Source organism: Brevibacterium ammoniilyticum (assembly GCF_038429965.1).
Lineage (GTDB): Bacteria > Actinomycetota > Actinomycetes > Actinomycetales > Brevibacteriaceae > Brevibacterium > Brevibacterium ammoniilyticum.
Genome location: NZ_BAABNP010000015.1, coordinates 1 through 20,531, shown reverse-complemented (window position 1 = coordinate 20,531; position 20,531 = coordinate 1). Strand labels below are relative to the sequence as shown.

The 20,531-nt window shown below is 68.4% G+C and carries 16 protein-coding genes; 11 read left to right on the top strand and 5 right to left on the bottom strand.

The genetic code is table 11. The features are described 5' to 3' along the window. The first annotated feature begins 101 nt into the window (after nucleotides 1–101). A complete protein-coding gene (locus tag AAHA49_RS15005; protein ID WP_342038845.1) occupies nucleotides 102–1,055 on the top strand; it encodes a molybdenum cofactor guanylyltransferase in 954 nt (317 codons plus the stop codon). Here the strand turns inward: AAHA49_RS15005 and AAHA49_RS15000 are convergent. After that, on the bottom strand, nucleotides 1,015–1,395 hold the full coding sequence (locus AAHA49_RS15000) for a hypothetical protein (protein ID WP_342038844.1): 381 nt from the start codon (nucleotides 1,393–1,395) through the stop codon (nucleotides 1,015–1,017). The genes AAHA49_RS15005 and AAHA49_RS15000 overlap by 41 nt on opposite strands. Nucleotides 1,396–1,632: 237 nt before the next feature. Between AAHA49_RS15000 and AAHA49_RS14995 the strand changes: the two genes are divergently transcribed. Further along, complete coding sequence (locus tag AAHA49_RS14995; RefSeq protein WP_342038843.1) at nucleotides 1,633–2,256, top strand: LysE family translocator; 624 nt, start codon at nucleotides 1,633–1,635, stop codon at nucleotides 2,254–2,256. Between the two features lie 45 nt (nucleotides 2,257–2,301). Here AAHA49_RS14995 and pdxR read toward each other — a convergent pair whose 3' ends face one another. Continuing rightward, nucleotides 2,302–3,945, bottom strand: a complete 1,644-nt coding sequence (gene pdxR, locus AAHA49_RS14990; protein WP_342038842.1) for a MocR-like pyridoxine biosynthesis transcription factor PdxR — start codon at nucleotides 3,943–3,945, stop codon at nucleotides 2,302–2,304. Between the two features lie 193 nt (nucleotides 3,946–4,138). Between pdxR and AAHA49_RS14985 the strand changes: the two genes are divergently transcribed. The 4 genes from AAHA49_RS14985 to AAHA49_RS14970 all read left to right on the top strand — a co-directional run bounded on the left by AAHA49_RS14985 (nucleotide 4,139) and on the right by AAHA49_RS14970 (nucleotide 10,950). Beyond that, entirely contained in the window at nucleotides 4,139–5,395 is a 1,257-nt protein-coding gene (locus AAHA49_RS14985) for a sensor histidine kinase (protein WP_342038841.1), read from the top strand. Continuing rightward, entirely contained in the window at nucleotides 5,392–5,994 is a 603-nt protein-coding gene (locus AAHA49_RS14980; RefSeq protein WP_342038840.1) for a response regulator, read from the top strand. The genes AAHA49_RS14985 and AAHA49_RS14980 overlap by 4 nt, the downstream gene beginning before the upstream one ends. 67 nt (nucleotides 5,995–6,061) lie before the next feature. Continuing rightward, on the top strand, nucleotides 6,062–6,802 hold the full coding sequence (locus tag AAHA49_RS14975) for a B3/B4 domain-containing protein (RefSeq protein ID WP_342038839.1): 741 nt from the start codon (nucleotides 6,062–6,064) through the stop codon (nucleotides 6,800–6,802). Nucleotides 6,803–7,290: 488 nt separating this feature from the next. Then, nucleotides 7,291–10,950 (top strand): efflux RND transporter permease subunit, encoded by a 3,660-nt coding sequence (locus tag AAHA49_RS14970; protein WP_425286525.1) that lies wholly within the window; start codon nucleotides 7,291–7,293, stop codon nucleotides 10,948–10,950. A gap of 130 nt (nucleotides 10,951–11,080) precedes the next feature. Here the strand turns inward: AAHA49_RS14970 and AAHA49_RS14965 are convergent, their stop codons facing one another. Beyond that, nucleotides 11,081–11,884, bottom strand: coding sequence for a FadR/GntR family transcriptional regulator (locus AAHA49_RS14965; RefSeq protein ID WP_342038837.1), 804 nt, complete (start codon nucleotides 11,882–11,884; stop codon nucleotides 11,081–11,083). Between the two features lie 272 nt (nucleotides 11,885–12,156). On the opposite strand from AAHA49_RS14965, the gene AAHA49_RS14960 reads away from it, so the two are divergent. Further along, the gene (locus tag AAHA49_RS14960) at nucleotides 12,157–13,416 is read left to right on the top strand and encodes an alpha-hydroxy acid oxidase (protein ID WP_342038836.1); all 1,260 of its coding nucleotides are present in this window, start codon (nucleotides 12,157–12,159) and stop codon (nucleotides 13,414–13,416) included. Between the two features lie 36 nt (nucleotides 13,417–13,452). On the opposite strand, the gene AAHA49_RS14955 is transcribed toward AAHA49_RS14960, so the two are convergent. After that, nucleotides 13,453–14,109, bottom strand: a complete 657-nt coding sequence (locus tag AAHA49_RS14955; protein ID WP_339392488.1) for a response regulator transcription factor — start codon at nucleotides 14,107–14,109, stop codon at nucleotides 13,453–13,455. After that, nucleotides 14,109–15,968: an ATP-binding protein gene (locus AAHA49_RS14950; RefSeq protein ID WP_342038835.1), complete on the bottom strand. Its 1,860-nt coding sequence runs from the start codon at nucleotides 15,966–15,968 to the stop codon at nucleotides 14,109–14,111. Before AAHA49_RS14950 ends, AAHA49_RS14955 begins: the two co-directional genes overlap by 1 nt. 163 nt (nucleotides 15,969–16,131) lie before the next feature. On the opposite strand from AAHA49_RS14950, the gene AAHA49_RS14945 reads away from it, so the two are divergent. From AAHA49_RS14945 to AAHA49_RS14930, 4 genes are all read left to right on the top strand, one after another. Continuing rightward, the gene (locus tag AAHA49_RS14945) at nucleotides 16,132–17,631 is read left to right on the top strand and encodes a CitMHS family transporter (protein WP_339392486.1); all 1,500 of its coding nucleotides are present in this window, start codon (nucleotides 16,132–16,134) and stop codon (nucleotides 17,629–17,631) included. A 12-nt stretch (nucleotides 17,632–17,643) separates the two neighbouring features. Continuing rightward, nucleotides 17,644–18,105, top strand: a complete 462-nt coding sequence (locus AAHA49_RS14940) for a universal stress protein (RefSeq protein WP_339392485.1) — start codon at nucleotides 17,644–17,646, stop codon at nucleotides 18,103–18,105. 315 nt (nucleotides 18,106–18,420) lie between these two features. Next, nucleotides 18,421–19,470, top strand: a complete 1,050-nt coding sequence (locus AAHA49_RS14935; RefSeq protein ID WP_339392484.1) for a Fic family protein — start codon at nucleotides 18,421–18,423, stop codon at nucleotides 19,468–19,470. Between the two features lie 32 nt (nucleotides 19,471–19,502). Next, on the top strand, nucleotides 19,503–20,168 hold the full coding sequence (locus AAHA49_RS14930) for a hypothetical protein (RefSeq protein ID WP_339392483.1): 666 nt from the start codon (nucleotides 19,503–19,505) through the stop codon (nucleotides 20,166–20,168). Nucleotides 20,169–20,531 lie beyond the last annotated feature (363 nt).

Here is a 20,531-nt window from a genome sequence, read left to right as displayed (position 1 = left end):
CGACCGTGTTTATTCGGTGCCCGCCGAGGTGGTTCCCCGGCGTCCGCAGAGGCGTCCCGCATCCTTCTTCTACGAAATGTAGAAAGGCGTATGATCATGCCATGTCGATCACGGTGATGATTCTCAGCGGCGGCCGATCCTCACGGTTCGGCGGCGTCCACAAGCCCGGCGTCCGCCTCGGCGAGCAGACGGTGATCTCACGCATCCTCACCACCGTCCGTGCGGCGCTGCCCGAGGCGGAGGTATGGTTCGCCGGCCCCACCGACGGGCTCACCGACGCAGAGGCCGGATCAGTGCGAAGCGTGCGCGAGGTCCCGGAGTTCTCCGGGCCGCTGGCCGGCATCGATGCGGTGGTTCGGGCGATGGGTGAGGCGGAGACCACGGTGATCCTCGCCGGCGACATGCCCCTCATCCCGGCCGCGCATCTGCGTGATCTCGTGACCGCGAGCACGGAGTCCGGGCTGCCCGCCGCGGGCAGCGACGACCGCGGCAAGCTGCAGTTCCTCTGCGCCGCATGGCCGACCTCGCTGCTCATCGACCGCCTCGACGACATCGGGGAGACGAAGGACCGGGCGGTCCGGCTCCTCTTCGACGGGCTCGAAGTGACCCCGGTCGACATCGATCCGGGTGAGGTCGTCGACTTCGACACCCGGGAGGAGTACGAGCGGATCGCCCGGAGGCTCGGCGAGGCAGACGGAGCAGCCGTGGGCGGTTTCGCGGGGGAAGACGGAGCAGCCGTCGGCAGCGCGGCGGATACCGAAGGCGTACGCTCAGCCCGTCGTCCGGTTCCCGCCGAGGTGATGAGGGTGCGCGAGCTCGCCGGAACAGAGCTCGCCGGTGCAGAGCTGGCGATCTCGGAGGCCGATGTCGCGGCCGTCCTCGAGTTCGCCTCCCACATCAAGCATTCGGACTCCACGGTCAGTCCCGTCGTCGCGGCCTTCCTCGCCGGCCGGCTCCGTGCGGATTCCCCGGACACCTCGATCGCCGAGGCGCTTGCCCGGGTCGAAGAGGTCCTCACCCGGCCCGACGGTGGAGAGTCTCCGGCCCGGAGCTGACCGCGGCCGGATGGTCGTCACGTTCGAGTGCGTGCACAAGGTCGGAGACGGCTGCGAGGCCGCAGCATTCGGGGCCCGAGACCATGCCGGCGAGGAAGGTCCCGAACGGTCCGACGGCGCGGCACCCGGTCGTGGTGCCCCACTCGGCGCTCGCCTCGAGCAGAGCGGTGACGAGGTCCTGGGCTGCGGCTTCGTCCTCGCCGGCCGTCGTGACACCGGCCGGTCCCGTTCCGGGACGCCCGGGATGCGGCGCGAGGAACGGCACGCCGAGTGCGTCTGCGACGGCGAGGACCTCCTCGGTCATCGCTTCGATGCGCTCGTGCGAATACTTCGTGGCCATATCACTCTCCTCGGGCACCGACCGTAGGCCAGCGGCCGAGGGACATGCGTCGGTTTCGACCGTGCTTATTCGCCGTCAGAGGGGCGGTGGCCGCCAGCGGGGACGATGACCGCTGCTCCGCTGCCCACCACCGCTGTTCGCCGCCGGTCTGCCTCTCTCGGCATCGCAGATTTGGTCCATCTGACACCACTGGGTTTGGCACTTCTCGCCGGTCCAACGGGCGCGCACGCTGGACATATGAGTATGGAGTTCTGGGTGACCTCGATCATCGCCACCGCAACGCCGGGCACCGGCGCCCTGTTCACGATCGCCGCCGCACTCTCCCGCGGACCGCGCGCCGGCCTCATCGCGGCCCTCGGGTGCGCGCTGGGAATACTGCCCCACCTGATCCTCGCGCTCACCGGCGCAGCAGCGCTGCTCGCGGCGAGTCCCATCGCATTCCAGGTCCTCAAATGGCTCGGCGTCGCCTACCTGCTCTACGTCGCGTGGGGAATGTGGAGGGGGTCTGGTGCCCCCGCCTCGGCGATCGCCGTCGACCTCGTCCAGCGGCAGGAGTCGCCGCTCAGGATCATCCGTCAGGCCGTGCTCGTCAACCTGCTCAATCCCAAGCTCACCCTCTTCTTCCTCGTCTTCCTGCCGATGTTCGTCGACCCCACGGGCTCCGACACCCTTGGTCTCATGGCCGGGCTCGGACTGATCTTCATGGGGCTGACCTTCGCCGTCTTCGCCGTCTACGGCTTCGCGGCCGGCTGGCTGCGGCGCTTCGTCATCGGACGGCCGGCCGTCATGCGGGGCATCGACATCGGCTTCGCGCTCACCTTCGTCGGCCTCGCCGCCATGCTCGCGCTCACCCAGCAGTGAACGGTGCGGCTGACGCAGCGTGACCCATCGCCCGAGGGTCCGGTCTCAACCTGAGACGATCTCCCCGAGCGTCCTGATCGCCTGCTCGAGCGTCGCCGGGGAATGCGGACCGTAGCCGATGATCAGCCCCGGGGACCCGGGGGAGAACCGCAGGGCCGAGAGCGGTTGGACGGCGATGCCGCGCTCCCTGGCACGGGCGGACACCTCGGCGTCGTCGACCTCGGCGGGGAGACCGACGTGAAGATGGAGACCGGCGGCGATGCCCTCGATGCGGGAGCCCGGCAGCCAGCGTCCGATCGCCGCGACGGCGGCGTCGCGGCGGTCGCGGTGGCGCCTGCGCAGACTGCGCAGCTGTCGTTCGAGGACTCCGGAGGTGATGAGCTCGGCGAGCGTGAGCTGCGGGAGCGCGGGGGATCCGAGGTCGGTGGCCCAGCGCCTGCGGACCAGATCGTCGTGGAGATGCCTCGGGGCGATCATCCACCCGAGCCGCAGCGCCGGGGCGATGACCTTCGACAGGCTCGAGATGTGGACGATCCGCTCCGTCGCGCTCGCGTGCATCGCCCGCACGGGAGCACGGTCGTAGCGGTACTCCGAGTCGTAGTCGTCTTCGACGACGAGGCCCTCGGTGCTCTCAGCCCAGGCGATGAGGTCGCGGCGACGGTCAGGGGAGAGGGTGACCCCGGTGGGGAACTGATGGGCCGGGGTCACGAGCGCCAGGCGGGCGTCGGACGCGGTCAGAGCAGCCACGTCCATGCCCTCGGCGTCGACGGGAACCGGGTGGAGGCGGTCGAGCCAGAAGCCGAGGATGCGGCGGTTGCCCTCGGCACCGGGGTCCTCGACAGCGCATTCGCTCACCCCGCGCTCCCGCATCACCTGGGCCAGGAGGCTGAGGGCGCCGGTGACCCCGGCTGTGATGATGATCCGCTCGGGACCGACTGTGAGACCGCGACTGCGGGCCAACCAGCCGGCGAGGGCCTCCCGCAGTTCGGGCACCCCCTGCGGGTCGGCGTAGCCGAGGTCCTCGGGAGAGGCCCCGGTGAGCACCGCCCTCTCCGCGCGCAGCCACGCGGCCCGGGGGAAGGCGCTGAGATCGGGGGCGCCCTTCGAGATGTCGAGGAGGTGTCCTGCCGGGGGAGCCGTGCCCGGTGCTCCCGTCGGCGCTGGGCCCGTCCCCGAGCTGGCGCTCGTCCCTGGTCCTCCGCTCGTCCCCGATCCAGGGCGTGTCCTCCGACCCGGGCCCGGTTGCAGCGGGGTCCCGGCGCCGAGGTGGGCCTCGACGACCGTGCCCCCGCCCCGGTTCGTCGACAGCAGTCCCTCCTCGGTGAGTCGCCGATACGCTTCGACGACGGTGCCGCGGGAGAACGCGAGCTCGGAGGCGAGATCCCTCGTCGCGGGCAGGCGGACTCCGGGGGTGAGTGCGCCCTCGGCGATGGCTTCGCGGAGCCGGTCGGCCAGCCAGTCGGTCCGGCCGCGCACCGGTGCGGCGGCGGGATCGAGGGAGAGGAAATCCGAACCCTTCATGGAGGCATCATCCCAGACGGAGCCGAGGTCGTGCTCCCAGACGGAGCCGAGGTCGTGCTCCCAGACGGAGCCGAGGTCGTGCTCCCAGACGGAGCCGAGGTCGTGCGGGAGCGTGCTCCCTGCGATCGTCGCCTCTCGCAGGGAGGCCACCATCGCCATGATGACCATGTCACTTCCTTCCACAGTGTGTTCGGGACGCAGCGTGTCCCGGACGCCCGGATGCCGCGCACGCCGGCTCGGGCCTCGCCCCGGACGTGGTCGAGTGCGTCACCGCGGGATCGGCCACGACCCGACGTCATCGAATCGGATGCGTTCCGCAGGTTAGTCCGATGACAAAAGTCACGGGCTTAGGGTGGGGCGCATGAGCACTTTCCCCGGTGCCGCGGACCCCTCACGCGGCGCACGCCAGTTGGCCAGAGGCATCTCTGCCACCTGGTGGTACACGGTCATCGGAGTGATCGTCTACGAGGTCCTCGTCGTCACCGGCTGGGTGATCGTGTCGGCGAAGTCGGGCACCGCCGATTCGACGACGGCGATCCTCGGAACCGCCGGACTCGTGTGGGTGCTCTCGACGGCGTGGCTGCTGGCCTCCCACCGCCGCAGCGAAACCCCCGCCGCCGCCCCCTCCGACCCATCCCTCGCTGCCCCCACCTCGGCGCGCCCCGACCTCGCTCCCACGAGCACCGGAACCCCACCCTCGACACGCACCTGGATCGGCCTCGGGATCGCCCTGGCCTGCGGGGCCGCCCTCGGGATCGCCGCCGGCAGCTGCCTGCTCGGACTGCTGCCCGTCGTCCAGTCCTTCGTCCTCGTCAGCTGGCGGACCGCGGCGAAGCTGCGCCTCGCCGCGATCGCCGTCATCGTGCTCGTGTGCCTCGCGGTCTTCGACGCGGTCCAGGGGGTGAGCATCGCCGGCGACGACCGGTGGGTCCTCCTCCTCACGGTCCTCCTGCCCGTCGCCACCGCGAGCTCTCTGTGGTGGTGGGACGTCGTCGTCGTCCTCGACCGGGCGCGTGCCTCCGAGGCGAAGCTCGCCGCCACACAGGAGCGGCTGCGCGTGGCCGCCGACGTCCACGACCTCCACGGCCACCACCTCCAGATCATCGCCCTCCAGCTCGAACTCGCCGACCGCCTCGGCGACACCGATCCCGTGGCCGCCCGCGAACAGCTCCACGCCGCCCGCCTCAGCGTCGATGAGGCCCGGCAGGGCACCCGTGACCTCGCAGCCCGGTTCCGGTCCGTCCTGCTCAGCGACGAACTCGCCAACGTCCGCGACCTGCTCACCGCAGCCGGGATGAGCGTCGACCTGCGCCACGACTCCGACGTCGACCTCGCCCCCGTCGACGACCTCGGTCCCGTCATCCGCGAGACCGCGACGAACGCCATCCGCCACGGCGGCGGCACCCGGGCCCGGATCGCCCTGACCCGCAGGCCCGAGGGGTGGCGCTACGAGATCGTCAACGACCGCAGGCCGGGTGCCGAGGAGGGCTCCGGATCCGGGATCGAGGGCATCCGGCAGCGCATTCTCGCCGTCGGCGGCACGGTCGAGGTGCTCCGCGGTGAGGACTTCACCGTCGTCGTCACCATTCCGGCCCCGCCCCGGGGAGCTCGCCCGTGATCCGCGTGCTGCTCGCCGACGACGAGGGGATGATCCGCTCCGCGCTCGCCGCCCTTCTCAGCCTCGAACCCGACATCGAGATCATCGCCCAGTGCGCCGACGGGCAGCAGGCGCTGACCGAGGCCGTCGCCCTGCGTCCGGATGTGTGCCTGCTCGACTTCGAGATGCCGGGCCTCGACGGCGTCGACGTCGCTGCTCGGCTGCGTCGGACCGTGCCCACCCGGTGCGTCATCGTCACCCGGCACGCCCGGCCCGGGGTGCTCCGGCGGGCGCTGGCGGCGGGCGTCGCCGGATTCCTGCCCAAGACCCGCGGCGCCGAGGAGGTCGCCGAGATCATCCGCCAGGTGGCAGGCGGTGCCCGCTACATCGACCCCGAGGTCGCCGCCGACGCGCTGAGCGTCGACCGGCCGCCGCTGACGAGCCGTGAGCTCGACGTCCTGCGGGCAGGCCGCCGGGGTGAGACGACGGGTCAGATAGCCCGGTCGCTGTCGTTGGCGCCGGGCACCGTGCGCAACCACATCTCCGCGATCCTCGCGAAGCTCTCCGTGTCCACGCGGCAGCAGGCCGTCATCCTCGCCGAGGAGCACGGATGGATCTGAACTTGGTCCGCATTCTCCGTCCGCCGTTGGACCGGTGCGCGTCCGCTCGTGCCCTCGACGATGGGCAGTGTCCCCGTCAACCGGAGAGAAAGGCCCGCTGACCATGCTCGTCGTCCACTCCAGTGAGATCTGGCAGACCCATCCGACTCTCGTCGCCGGCATCCTCTACGCCCACGGCATCGACGCCTCCGCCGAGGTTGGTGACCGCCTCCGACCCCACCGGGAGGCCGCATGCCGGAGGCTCGAATCCCGCTCGGTCAGCGATCTGCCCGAGATCCGCGCCTGGCGCCGCGGCTTCGCCGCGATGGGCCTCAAACCCACCCAGTACCGCTGCGCGTCGGAGGCCCTGCTGCGCCGGCTCGGCAAGGACGGGCACCTGCCGCGGATCCACCCGCTCATCGACCTGTGCAATCACGTCTCCGCCAGGTACGCGATCCCCGTCGGCGTCTTCGACCGCGACTTCGTCGCCGGTGACATGCACATCCGTGAAGCCGTCGGCGACGAGGAGCACGTGACCTTCGGCGGCAGCGTCGAGCATCCTGCTCCCGGCGAGGTGGTCTTCGCCGACGACGCCGGTCGCGTGCACTCGAGGCGGTGGACCAACCGTCAGGGCGCCCACGCGGCGGTGAGGGCGAGCACGCAGCGCGGCCTCATCGTCGTCGAGGCCCTTCACCAGGGCGCCGTCACCGACGTCGGAGCCGTGCTCGAGACGCTGAGACGGGAGATCTCCGCGATCTGGGGCACCGAACCCCACTCCCACCTCGTCCTCGGACCCAACCACCCGATCCGTTGGGAGGAGATGGGATGAGACTCCGCACTCCGCGCCCCCGGCCGCCCCCGACTCGGCAGAACTGCCGCGGACGACCCGATGCCGCAGAACTGCGTCACAGGCCCCGATGTCCGGCAACCGACCCCGCCGCTCCGTCCTCGCATCCGTCCCCTCCCATCCCCGCATCCCCAACCCTGCATCCGGAGTCCCCCACTCCCGGACCAGGAGCATTTCCGCAGGTCGAAGACGGGGGATAACACCCCTGTGGACCTGCCCGACCGTCTCTAGGATCGAACCATGAGCATCCCCCGTAAAGCCGCTGAATATCCCCCGTATGGGGGAGGCGAAGCACAACCTTCGGGGGACGCGCGAAACCGTTCGGACTGAAAGACTGATCTGCGGCCGCAGCTCTCGCTGCGGCAGCCGACTACGACCACTGACCCTCGGTCGCGATCCCGTGCGCCCGAAGACCGTCGACGCCCCGTCGACGCTCAGACCCGGAGGAACCCGTGTCCCAGCTGACCAGGATGAGTCTGAAGAACCGCATCATCGTCGGACTCCTCACCCTCGTGATCGCCGTCTTCGGCGTCGTCGCCACCACCTCGCTCAACCAGGAGACGATGCCCTCGGTCGACCTGCCCGGCACCACCGTGCAGGCGACCATCCCCGGCGCCTCGCCCGACGTCGTCGAGGAGACGGTGACGAAGCCGCTCGAGACTGCGCTCGACTCCGTCGGCGACCTCGAATCGGTGCAGACGACCACCTCGGCGGGAATGATGACCGCCTCGGTGACCTGGCCGTTCGGCAAGGACTCCGAGAAGATGACGGACACCGTGCGCACCGCGGTCGACGGGGCGAAGGCGAACCTCCCCGAGGGCGCCGAGGTCGAGGTGCTGTCCCAGCAGATCGACGACTTCCCCGTCGTCATGGTCGCCGTCTCCGGCAGCGATCCCCAGACGCTGGGCGACCGGCTCGAAGCCGACCTCGTGCCCAAACTCCAAGCCGTCGAAGGCGTGGCCAGCGTCGACGTCACCGGTCAGACCGAGCAGCGGGTCAACATCGCCTTCCGGGCCAAGGACGTCAACGACAAAGGCGTCGTGACGACCTCGGTGCCCGATGAGCTCAAAGCCGCAGGCACGGTCGTGCCCGCCGGGCAGAGTTCGACCGGCGACACCTCGATGGCCGTGGAGGTCGGCACCCCGGTCGATGCCGTCGAGCAGATCGAGAACACCCCGCTGCGGACCGCCGATGGCACGGTGCTGCTGAAGGACGTCGCCGATGTCTCCCTCGATGCGATCGAGAAGACCTCGATCTCCCGGGCCGGCGGCAAGGACGCCGTCACGGTCTCGGTGGTCAAGGGCCAGGACGACAACGTCGTCGAGGTCTCGAACAAGGTGGGCGAGGTGCTCGCGGCCTCGAAGTCGAGCCTCGGATCCGATGTCGAATTCACGACGATCTTCGACCAGGCCCCGGAGATCGAGAAGTCGATCAAGGACCTCTCCGTCGAAGGCGGACTCGGTCTTCTCTTCGCCGTCCTCGTCATCCTCGCCTTCCTCGGCTCGTTCCGGTCGACGATCGTCGCGGCGATCTCGATCCCGATGTCGCTGCTCATCGCGATGATCGGGCTCATGGTCGGCGACTACACGCTCAACATCCTCACCCTCGGAGCCCTGACGATCGCCGTCGGCCGCGTCGTCGACGACTCGATCGTCGTCATCGAGAACATCCGCAGACGGCAGGGCACGAGCGAGCTCACGGTCGAGGACATCGTCGCCTCGGTGCGTCAGGTGGCCGGGGCGATCACCGCCTCGACGCTGACGACCGTGGCCGTCTTCCTCCCCATCGCCTTCGTCGACGGCATCGCCGGTCAGCTCTTCCGGCCCTTCTCCGTCACCGTCACCCTCGCCCTGCTCGCCTCGCTCGTCGTCGCGCTGACCATCGTGCCCGTCTTCAGCTACTGGGTGCTGCGTCGCAGCCCGAAGCCGCTCTCACCCAAACGGCAGCTCGCCGCCGATGAGCGCTACGAGGCGTGGATCGAGCGGCAGGAGGCGAAGTCGGCCAAGCGTGCCGAACGTCGTCAGGCGAAGATCGAGAAGAAGAACGCGAAGCGGGCGGAGAAGGGCAAGGAGCCCCTGCCCGAAGCGCAGGTCGTGCCCGCGCCGCGGCCCATGCCCGGCGACGGCGAGGCTTCGGACCGGATCGACCGGCTCCAGCAGCGGGGACTGCCTGCGATCCTCGCGGCCCTGCGCCACCCGTGGCGGACCATCGCGTTCTCCGTGGTCGTCTTCATCGTCACGATGATGCTCGCGAGCTTCCTCAAGACCGACCTGCTCGGTTCGGCCGCACAGAACTCGCTCTACATCTCCCAGACTCTGCCCGCGGGCGCATCGCTGGAGGCCAGTGACAACGCTGCGAAGAAGGTCGAAGAGATCCTCGGCGCCGACGGGGAGGTCGACACGTACTCCTCGACGATCAACGGCCCCGAATCGGGAGCGGAGAACAGCTTCAACGTCACCCTCGCCGAGGACTCCGACGGGGCGGCCGCGATCACCCGGATCCGCAGCCAGCTCGAGGGCCTCGGTGAGGATGCCGGGGAGATCGAGGTCCAGGGAGCCGGCAGCGGCGGCAACGAGGACGTCGAGATCAAACTCTCCGGCTCCGACCTCGGCGCCCTGCGGAAGGCCGCGGATGCGGTGACGGCGAAGATGGGCGAGACGACGGGGGTGACGAACGCCCGCAACGACCTCGCCTCCGACCAGCCGATCATCCAGGTCGACGTCGATCGGAAGAAGGCCGCCGACTACGGCTACAGCCAGGCCGAGCTCGGTCAGGCGATCGGTGCGGCGCTGCGCGGCACCGAGGCGGGCAAGGTCACCCTCGAGGGCAAGGAGCGCGACATCTTCATCGCGCCCACGAACCCCGACGCGACCCCCGATGAGATCCGGGCGCTCGAACTGCCCGTCACCGAGGTGCAGACGAAGAATGCGCAGGAGGACGCGACCGACCGGATCAAGGAGGAGACCGACCGGCGGACCGCGAAGGCCAAGCGCAAGGCCGACGACGAGGCGGCCGATGCGCTCAAGTCCGCCCGCGAGGCCCGCGACAATGCCGCCGACCAGCTCGAAGAGGCCAGGCAGGCGCTGCGCGACGTGCAGAACCCGCCTCCGCCGAAGAGCCCCGGGCAGATGCGTCAGGATGCGATCGATCAGGCCGAAGAAGGAGTCGCCGCCGCGGAGAAGGGTCTGCGCGAGGCCAACCAGGCCATCGACGACCTCATCGACGGCCAGTCCGAGCAGCGTCGGACGCAGGCCGAGGACGAGCGCCTCGCCGATGAGCAGGAGGCGATCCCCGACCTCAAGGGCGAACCGATCACGGTCGACGAGGTCGCCGAGGTCAAGGAGACGAAGACCCCGGCGACGATCACCCGCGAGGACGGCAAACGTCAGGTCACGGTGTTCGCGACCCCGGCCGAAGGTCAGCTCAACGCCGTCACCGCCGCCGCCTCACAGCTGACGGGGTCGATGGATCTGCCTTCAGGTGTGAGCTTCGACGTCGGCGGTGCCAGTGCCGAACAGGCCGAGTCGTTCTCCCAGCTCGGCTGGGCGATGCTCGTGGCGATCGCGCTCGTCTTCCTCGTCATGATCGCGACGTTCCGCAGCTTCGTGCAGCCGCTCATCCTGCTCGTGTCGATCCCCTTCGCTGCGACCGGTGCGGTCCTGCTCCTGCTGGCCACCGGCATTCCGCTGGGCATCCCCTCGCTCATCGGTCTGCTCATGCTCATCGGCATCGTCGTGACCAACGCGATCGTGCTCATCGACCTCATCAACAAACTCCGCGACCACGGCATGGGACTCGACGACGCGATCGTCCACGGCACCCGCCTGCGCCTGCGTCCGATCCTCATGACGGCCGCGGCGACGGTGTTCGCCCTCGTGCCGATGTCGCTCGGCCTCACCGGCGGGGGAGTCTTCATCTCCCAGCCGCTCGCGGTCGTCGTCATCGGCGGTCTGACCTCCTCGACCGTGCTCACCCTCATCCTCGTGCCCACCCTCTACCTCCTCGTCGAACGGCGCAAGGAGCGGGGTGCCGCCCGCCGAGCGGAGAAGAGGGCCAGGAAGCAGGAGGCCGAGGAGTTAAGGATCGAGGAGGAGACCGCCGAGGTGACCGGACGTCACGCAGCCGAGTGAACTCCCAGCCCGGCCGGTGGCTGCCCGGCCGGTCGGTGGCTGCCCGGCCGGGCGGTGCCTGCCTGGCGGTGCCTGGCCGGATCGTGCCGGCGAGACAGTCCGCCGTCGGGACTGCGCCTCGGCGACGGTCTCAGAGGTCGGTGAGTGCGGGCAGTGCCTCGGCGGCGGTGTGGATGTGCTCCTCGGTCAGCTGAGCTGCCCGCGCTCCGTCGCCGGCGGCGATCGCATCCCGGATCGCGTGGTGCTGTTTCTGCAGGGCGGCCATGAGCGCGGCGGGATCGTCGACGTCGCGGAAGGCTGCGAGGATCGGGCGGCGCAGGGAGTTCCGGATAGCACCCGTGAGGTCGGAGAAGAGCTGATTGCCGGTGGCTTGGGCGATCGCGACGTGGAAGGCCGTGTCGGCGTCGTTGAAGACCTCGAGGCTGATGCCGGGGGTGTCCATGATCGCCAGCGAGGCGTTGAGCTGGGCGAGGGCGTCCTCGGTGACCCGCGCCGAGGCGAGTGCCGCACTCGAGCGCTCGAGCTGGACGCGCGACTCGATGACCTCGCCGACGCTGAAGTTCGCGAGCGCCACGTGGAGGCGGAGGACGCGGGTGAGGGCTTCGCTGGGCAGGGAGGCGATGAACGTGCCGGCGCCGCGTCCCGATCCGCCGCTCGAGCGGATGACGCCGAGGCTCTCGAGCACCCGCAGGGCCTCCCGTACGCTCGCGCGGCTGACCCCGAGCTTCGAGGCGAGCTCCCGTTCGGCCGGCAGGGGATCGCCGACGGTGAGCGTACCGGACATGATCTGCTCCTCGATCGCCTCGATGACGAGCTCATGCGTGCTCGGTCGGCTCACCGGCGTCCACTCGGGGCGTGCCGCGGCAGAGTCTGCGGCCGTGCTCGTGCGGGCAGCGTGCGCGGCAGTTCCGGTGCTGTCTGCGTTCTCGCTCATGTCTGTCCTCTTCTCGTCCGACCGCGGCGGTGGTCCTCCCGCGGCGTCGTTCCTGCCGACGCATGATCTCTCCCGCGGCACTGCTCCTGCCGCCGCGATCTGCGGCGAAGCCTTGACGCGGTCTCGGTGCGGTCCTATGCTCAGATTAATGGTCTGACCTCATAGATGTCATACAGTACCGAACGATCGGGCTGGATTCGACCGAGGGGGACCCGCAGCCCCACAGACCCACAGCTGTGCACAGCCGCACCGATGAGCAAGGAGTCACATCCATGGTGAGAAGGCAGATCCCGAAGCCCGCGGAGATCTTCGAGCTGATGAAGTTCAAGAAGCTCGAACTCGATCCCAAGAAGCGCCGCCTCGAATCGGCGCTGACGATCGAGGACCTGCGTCGGATCGCGAAGCGGCGGACCCCGGCTGCGGCATTCGACTACACCGACGGCGCGGCCGAGGGCGAGATCTCGATGACCCGCTCCGTCCAGGCGTTCGAGGACATCGAATTCCACCCCTCCATCCTCAACGACGTCTCCCATGTCGATACGACGACGCAGATCCTCGGCGGCAGCTCGTCGATGCCCTTCGGCATCGCCCCGACCGGCTTCACCAGGCTCATGCAGACCGAGGGTGAGATCGCCGGGGCCTCGGCGGCCGGTGCGGCGGGCATCCCCTTCACGCTCTCGACGCTGGGAACGACCGCGATCGAGGACGTCAAGGCCGCGAACCCCTACGGTCGGAACTGGTTCCAGCTCTACGTCATGCGTGAGCGGGAGGTCTCCTACGGACTCGTCGAACGCGCCGCGGAAGCCGGCTTCGACTCCCTCTTCTTCACCGTCGACACTCCCGTGGGAGGGGCGCGCCTGCGCGACAGCCGCAACGGCTTCTCGATCCCGCCGCAGCTCAGCGCCAAGACCGTGCTCAACGCGATCCCGCGCCCTTGGTGGTGGTGGGACTTCCTCACCACGGCGAAGCTCGAATTCGCCTCGCTCTCGGAGACCGGGGGCACCGTCGGCGAGCTCATCAACTCCGCGATGGATCCGACGATCGACTTCGACGACCTCGCGACGATCAGGAAGATGTGGCCGGGGAAGTTCGCGGTCAAGGGCGTCCAGACCCTCGACGATGCGAAGAGGCTCGCCGACCTCGGCGTCGACGCGATCGTCCTGTCCAACCACGGCGGACGCCAGCTCGACCGGGCCCCCGTGCCCTTCGAGCTACTCCCCTCGGTGGCCCGCGAGGTCGGCGGCGACGTCGAGATCATCCTCGACACGGGCATCCGCAACGGCGCCGACATCGTCGCCTCGCTCGCCCTCGGCGCTGACTTCACGCTCATCGGCCGTGCCTACCTCTACGGCCTCATGGCCGGCGGACGCGAAGGCGTCGACCGGACGATCGAGATCCTCCGCGATCAGATCGAGCGGACGATGAAGCTGCTCCAGGTCTCGACGATCGCCGAACTCGAACCGGGCCACGTCACCCAGCTCAGCCGCTTCAACCGCGAGGACCGGGCGTCGATCGAGGACCTCGGACGCTGAGCCGCAGCTGAGCCCGGCCCCTCGCGAAGGCGGGTCTCAGCCGGTCTGATAGAGGTGCTCGGGGCGTCCCGTGCTCCCGTACTGCAGGGTGACGGTGACGGCCCGGGATTCGGCGAGCTTCGCGAGGTGCCGCTGCGCGGTCGCGCGGGAGGCACCGACCGCCTCGGCGATCTCCACCGCAGTCATGGGCTGCTTCGCCGCGGACAGGGCGTCGAGGATGCGCGCCGTCGTCGTCGACCCCGACGCCGGTGCCGATCCGGTGCCGGGGGAAGAGACGTCGTGGAGGCTGCGCAGCAGTCGGTCGAGGTCGGCCTGCGCCACCTTCTCCTTCTCCCAGTAGCGCCGGTAGCGGGCGTAGCGGCGGAGGAAGCCGTGGAGGTGCTCGGCGGTGAACGGCTTGACGATGTAGGTCAGCGCCCCCGCGCGGAGCGCCGAACGGACGATGTGCGGATCGGATACGGCGGAGAGCACCGCGGCATCGACGTTCGTCTCGCGGATGAGGTCGACGCCGGTGCCCTCGGGCAGGACGTAGTCGGCGAGCAGCAGGTCGACGTCCTCCTCGGCGAGGATCGTTCGGGCCGTGCGCAGGTCCTGGACCGGATCGAGCGCCCGGAAGCCGGGCACGTCGTTGACGTACTTGCAGTGGATCTGGCCGACGTAGAAATCGTCGTCGAGCACGAGCACATTGACCATCAGTGCTCTCCTTCCTCTCGGGTGGTGCGATCCGGTGCGTTCATCGGGGTCGTGTCGTCGATGACGTCGGGGAGGAGGACGCCGAAGCTCGCTCCGCCGAGCTCGGGGTCGTGACCGCTGTTCAGCCACACCCGGCCCCCGTGTCGGTGGGCGACCCGCCGGCACAGGGCGAGACCGAGGCCGTGACCATGGACGGGGTCCGCGCCGGCAGCCGAAGCTGCGCCTGAGTCCGAGTCCGATTCTGTGCCATCGCCTCCGCCCGTGCTCGCTTCGTCGGCGCCTTCACCGTTGGCGGCCGAATTCGCCTGCTCACCGCTGAAGCCCTCGTCGAAGATCCGCTCGGCATCGGCGGCGGCGATGCCGGCGCCGGTGTCGGTGACGAGCGCGTGGAGTTCGGGCCCCGAGCTGAGCAGGGAGACCTCGACGACCTCGGCGGCGTCGATTCCCTCGTGGCCTTCGGGCCCTCCGCGGGTGTCGAGGCGACGACGGACGACGGCGCGCACGGCGTTGTCGATGAGGTTGCCGAGGACGAGGGTGACGTCCTCGGGGTCGCGCACGCTGCCGACGACGAGGGAGTCGGGGGCGATCCTCAGGGTCACTCCCGCCTCGGCGGCGGTCGTTCCCTTCGCCTCGAGCAGGGCCCGCAGGTACGGGTCGGTGATCGCCTCGATGCCTTCGACGGGTGCGGCGAGGGGACCGGTGCCGAGGATCGACTCGAGGTAGGTGCTCGCCTCCTCGGTCGCTCCGGTGCCGACGAGGCCGAGCACGGTGTGGAGGCGGTTGGCGAACTCGTGGCGTTGGGCGCGCAGGGCCTCGGCCATCGTCGTCACCGATTCGAGCTGGCGGGCCATCGTGAGCATCGTCGTCTCGTCGCGCAGTGTGACGACACCGCCGACAGACACCCCGTCGCGGCGCACCCGCACGGCCGTGGCGAGCAGGATCCGGTCACCGACGCTCACCCGGCGGCGCAGGGCCCCACGCTCGGGCGCTTCGGCCATCATCGTGCGGATCGATTCGGGGATGTCGTCGATCGCCGTCTGCCGCCGTGCGGCCGTGGGGTCGGTCGAGTCGGTGCGGGCCGCCTCGGCGAGGAGATCCTTCGCGGCGGCATTGCTCAGGGTCAGCTGCCCGTCGGAGTCGAAGCCGAGGACCCCGTCGTCGAGTCCGCGGAGGACCGCACCCTGATCGCGGGCCATCTCCGCGAGCTCCTCGGGGCCGATGCCCAGGGTCTCGCGGCGCAGCCTGCGGCCGAGCGCGATCGAGGCGAGGATCCCGATGCCGAGGGCGAGGACGGCGACGGACCCGAGGGCGATGAACTCGCGGCGGAGGTCGGCGTTGAGCACGGAGGTGTGGATGCCCACGGACACCTCGCCGACGACGGAGCCGTCGCCGGTGGACGAGTAGACGGGTACCTTCGCCCGCACCGTGCTGCCGAGGGTTCCCACCTCCTGGCTGACCTCCTCACGACCGGAGAGCGCCACATCGGGGGAGGTGGAGACCTTCTTGCCGATGAGCGCGGGATTGGGGTGAGTGAGCCGGATCCCCTGGTCGTCGGTGATGACGACGAACTCGATGCCCGACCGGCGCCTGAGTTCGTCGGCGACGACGCGCAGGGGGTCGGTCACCTCGGCGGGCGGCATCGGTTCGGGGGACTCCGAGGCGATCGTCGAGCCGCGGCGGACCTCCGGTGAGGAGGCGAGGGCACGGGCGGTGGCCAGCGCTTCGGTCTCGCTGACATCGGTCACGGTGCGCGCCGCCATCCACGCGAACACCCCGGTGACCAGGGCCAAGGTCACGATGATGACCGCGAGCTGGCTGAGCAGGACACGGCGGGAGAAGGCTCGAGACGAGCGGAACACGTCTCCACAGTAGCCAGTGATGAGCAGAATGAGCAAAAGTGGCAGAACGGGCAGAACGCGATCAGTGCACACAAACGCGCGCCGACGGCAGTGCGGGGCCTAGCGTGTATCCCGCCTCACATGTGTGTATCGCGCATCACAAACGTCTTCGAAGGAGAAGTCCGTGCTCGTCATCCTCGGCTTCGCGATGATCGTCGTCTTCATGACGCTGATCATGACCAAGCGACTCTCGCCGATCCTCGCGCTCATCATCGTTCCGACCATCTTCGGTCTCTTCGCCGGGGCCGGTCTCGGCATCGGCGACATGGTCATGGAGGCGATCGCCTCGATGTCCTCGACGGCGGCGCTGCTGCTGTTCGCGATCATCTACTTCGGCATCATGATCGACGTCGGACTCTTCGACAAGCTCGTCGAATTCATCCTCCGGGTCGCCGGCAACGACCCGGTCAAGGTCGTCCTCGGCACCGCGCTGCTCACCGGTGCCGTCTCCCTCGACGGCGACGGGTCGACGACGTTCATCGTCGTCACCGCCGCGATGCTGCCGATCTATCAGCGCCTCGAGATGTCCCCGGTGGTGCTCACCTGCGTGGCCGGTCTCATCAACGGCACGCTCAACATCGTCCCGTGGGGCGGGCCGACGGCGAGGGCCTCCTCGGCGCTGCAGATCGATGCGAACGAGATCTTCGCGCCCATGGTTCCCGCGCTCGCCGCGGGCCTGCTCGTGTGCTTCGTCTTCGCGTACTTCCTCGGCCTCTCCGAACGCCGCCGGCTGGCGAAGAACGGGGTCGCATGGGTCGAGGACCGCACGAAGGGCTTCGGGAAGCGGCGCGAACTCGTCGGTGCCGTGGCGCGGACTGCTTCCGGCGCCGGCTCGACGGGCACCGGAATTGGCTCGACCGGCACCGGCACCGGCGCCGGCTCCGGCGGCGCCGGTGCGCAGACCTCCGTCGGCGGACCCGATGACGGTGCCGATGAGGACCCTGCGGCCGCCTCGGCGGGATCCTCCCTGACCGACACCGCACTCGACCCCAACCGCCCGACTCTGCGGCCGAAGCTCTTCTGGTTCAACCTCGCCCTCACCCTTGTCGTCATGGTCATGCTCGTCCTCGACGTGCTGCCACTGCCGTACCTGTTCATGATCGCGATGGTCGTAGCCCTCATGGTCAACTTCCCGAAGATCAAGGATCAGCAGGCGGAGCTGGCCTCCCATGCCTCGGCGATCATCGCTGTCGTCGCCATGGTCATGGCCGCGGGCGTCCTCACGGGCATCATGAGCGGCACGGGCATGGTCGATGCGATGGCCGCGTGGCTCGTCGACGTCATCCCGTCGTCGATGGGGCCGTACATGGCCGTCATCACCGGTCTGCTCTCGATCCCGATGACGTTCTTCATGAGCAACGATGCGTTCTACTTCGGGATCCTGCCGGTGCTCACGGAGACCGCCGCGCACTACGGCATCTCCGCCGCCGACATGGCCCGTGCTTCGATCACCGGCCAGCCCGTGCACATGCAGTCCCCGCTGGTCCCGGCGATCCTCCTGCTCGTCTCCCTCGCCGGCGTCGATCTGGGCGACCACCACAAGAAGGTGCTGTGGCGGGCGCTGCTCGTCTCGCTCGTCATGCTCACCGTCGGCGTCCTCATCGGCGTCATCGCGATCGGATAGGGGGCGTCCGTCATGACCGATCTCTACTCCTCACCGCGTGACCGTCGTCCCGTGCCGTCCCCGCAGGTGGCAGCCTCGGAGAACCTCGCCGAGGCGGAGCGCACCGTCGTCCTTGCCCTGCGCCTCGATGCGCCTCCGGCCGTGCTCGACACCGCGCTGCGCATGGCCCGTTTCGAGGACGCGGCGCTGCGGGTCGTCGTCTTCGCCTCCGACAGTCCCGCGGGTCCGCTCGACCATGACCCGGCCCAGACCGCGGCCATGGTCGGTCAGCTCGCCGAGGCGGGCGTCGAGTTCGAAGTCCTCCGCGCCGAGGCGGACGTCGCCTCCCAGGTCCTCGATCTCGCCGAGGAGTGGGCGGCTGAACTCATCGTCCTCTCGACCAGGCGGCGCTCGGCGGTGATGAAGCTGCTGCTCGGCTCGAGCGTCCAGCGCGTCATCCTCGAAGCGACGTGCCCGGTGCTGGTGGTGAAGTAGGGGACGGCTGCGGGGCGATTCGCGCCTCCGTTGCACCGCAGGCGCGGACTCAGGAGCGGCCGAGTCAACTGCGCGCAGAACTCATAAACAACACCTTCCGATTTTATGAGAAACTTACACAACTCATAACTTTCAAGGGTGGTGTTTATGGACTCCGGGACGACCGCGACAGGCGGCAACGACGTTCCATCATGGCCTGCTCTCGGTTCCGAGTTCCGAGATTGGGTGTCGCGTGCTGGGTTCGGTCCTGCTGCGACGATCGGCGGGGGAATTCGGAGATACGAGGCCTCGGTTCCACCGCTGATCTCGGACCTTATGCCGAAGGTGAATCCTGAGTTGGCGGCAGATGCCGAAGAGGCGACTCGGGAGCTGAGTCGTCTAGACGCCGAACTCGGATCACACTTCGCAGGGTTCGCACCCGTGCTGCTGCGCTCGGAGGCGGCGTCGTCGTCCCAGATCGAGAACCTCACAGCGAGTGCACGCGCAATATTCTCTGCGGAGCTCGGCGCTCGCCCTGGCAGCAATGCCGAACTGATCGTGGCGAACACTCGGGCGCTGGTCTCTGCTCTGCGTGACTCAGGAGAAGTCTCGGCAGAATCGATTCTGAGGATTCACCGCGTGCTGATGGCGCCTCAGGAGCGACATACTCCAGGCGAGTTCAGGACCGAACAGGTGTGGATCGGCAGTCGTTCGGACACTCCGGTGGGTGCGGAGTTCGTGCCGCCGCACTCCGAGCGGGTTGCCGACCTCCTCGAGGATCTGTCGACCTTCTGCGCGCGAGTGGACATTCCACCTATGGTGGTGACAGCGATCGCGCACGCGCAGTTCGAAACCATCCACCCTTTCACGGACGGCAACGGACGAACCGGGCGGGCGATAGTGCAGGCGATGCTGCGGCGAAGAGGGATCACCAGAAACGTCGCTGTTCCAGTGTCCGCAGGGCTTCTGGCGGATGTCGCTCGGTACCATCGAGCATTGACCGAGTATCGCAAAGGCAACGTCGATCCCATCATTCGGATCTTCGTGGACGCGACGTTCAGAGCAGTCGACAACAGCACTCAACTGGTGTCGGACCTGCAGAGGATTCGGCGAGGTTGGGACTCGAAGCTCACGGTCAGGCGAAACTCGAATGCTTGGCGACTTCTCGATGTCCTCGTTGAGCAGCCGGTGCTGAATTCAGCCGCTGCAGCAGAGGCGTTGGGGGTCGCTCAGCCGAATATCTATCCGCCCTTGAAAGCGCTGGCCGATGCCGGGATCGTGACATCGAAGGCAGAGCACAAGCGGGGCCCGTTCTGGCGCAGCGACGAGATCCTTGCAGCCATCGATGCGTTCGCCGAGCGAGCTGGTCGCCGGCAGACTACGTAGGCCGTGTCAGTGGTCGCTGAGACGATCGGTCCATGATCGTCGTCTCCATCATTGCCCTAGCGATTTCGGCCGGTTCCCTGCTTTTCACGGCTTGGGCTGCGAGGACTGCTGCCAAACAGGCGGCATCCGCCGCCGCCCAGACTGCAGTCCAAATGGAGCAAGTCGCGGCTGCTCGGGAACAGACGCAGCTGCAGCGAGAGATTGCTCGCGACGCAGCACAGCCATATGTGTGGGCGGATATTCAGCCTGACATGCAGCAGGGGACTGCGATGCAGCTCGTCGTGGGAAACAGTGGGCCCACGGTCGCACAGAACGTCAGAATCACTGTGGACCCGCAGTTGCCGAGCAGCGAGTCTCATGCCGAGAAGGTGTTGAGGACTCAGGAGGTCCTTTCCGAGGGTTTGAAGTCCCTTGCGCCCGGAAGGACGATTCGGTGGCAGCTCGGCAACGGCCATGAACTGTTGGCCAGTGAGGCTCCGCAGCTCCGTACCCTGAGAGTCGATGCCGACGGCCCGTTCGGTGCATTGCCTGCTATGGAGATCGAGATCGATATCTCTCAGATCAGATTGTCCAGAGATGCACCTGACGGATCGCTTCATCACGTACGAAGCTCGATCAAAGATCTCACGAAGGCCGTCAGAGACATCGACAGCACTTTGAACCGCGTGGCAGACGAGGGCAGGAGTGGGCTTTCGTAGTTGCGGAATTCCACTGGGTCTGCCGATTCGTCCCTGCCACAGAAGTGCGCAGATCCGACAATTGAATCGGTTTCGAACCAGTTGCAGACCAGATTCGGGCACCGACTCTGGGTCGTCTCCTGCCCGTCAGGGACTGAAGAAGCTGGCCGAGGATTTTCTGAAGACGCCGGTCTCGTTGCCGACACAGGGGCAAGCCACCAGATTGATGGCTGAGATTTTAGTGGTTCTTGGAACGATAGTGACTTTCTGTCTGAGACCTGTCGCGCTCGTAAAGTTTTGATGGCTCTTCGTAATTGAGAGTGTAGATCGGTGATTCCAGGACACGGCGAGTCGCTGCGCGGATAGACGTCGAGGTCTTCCGAT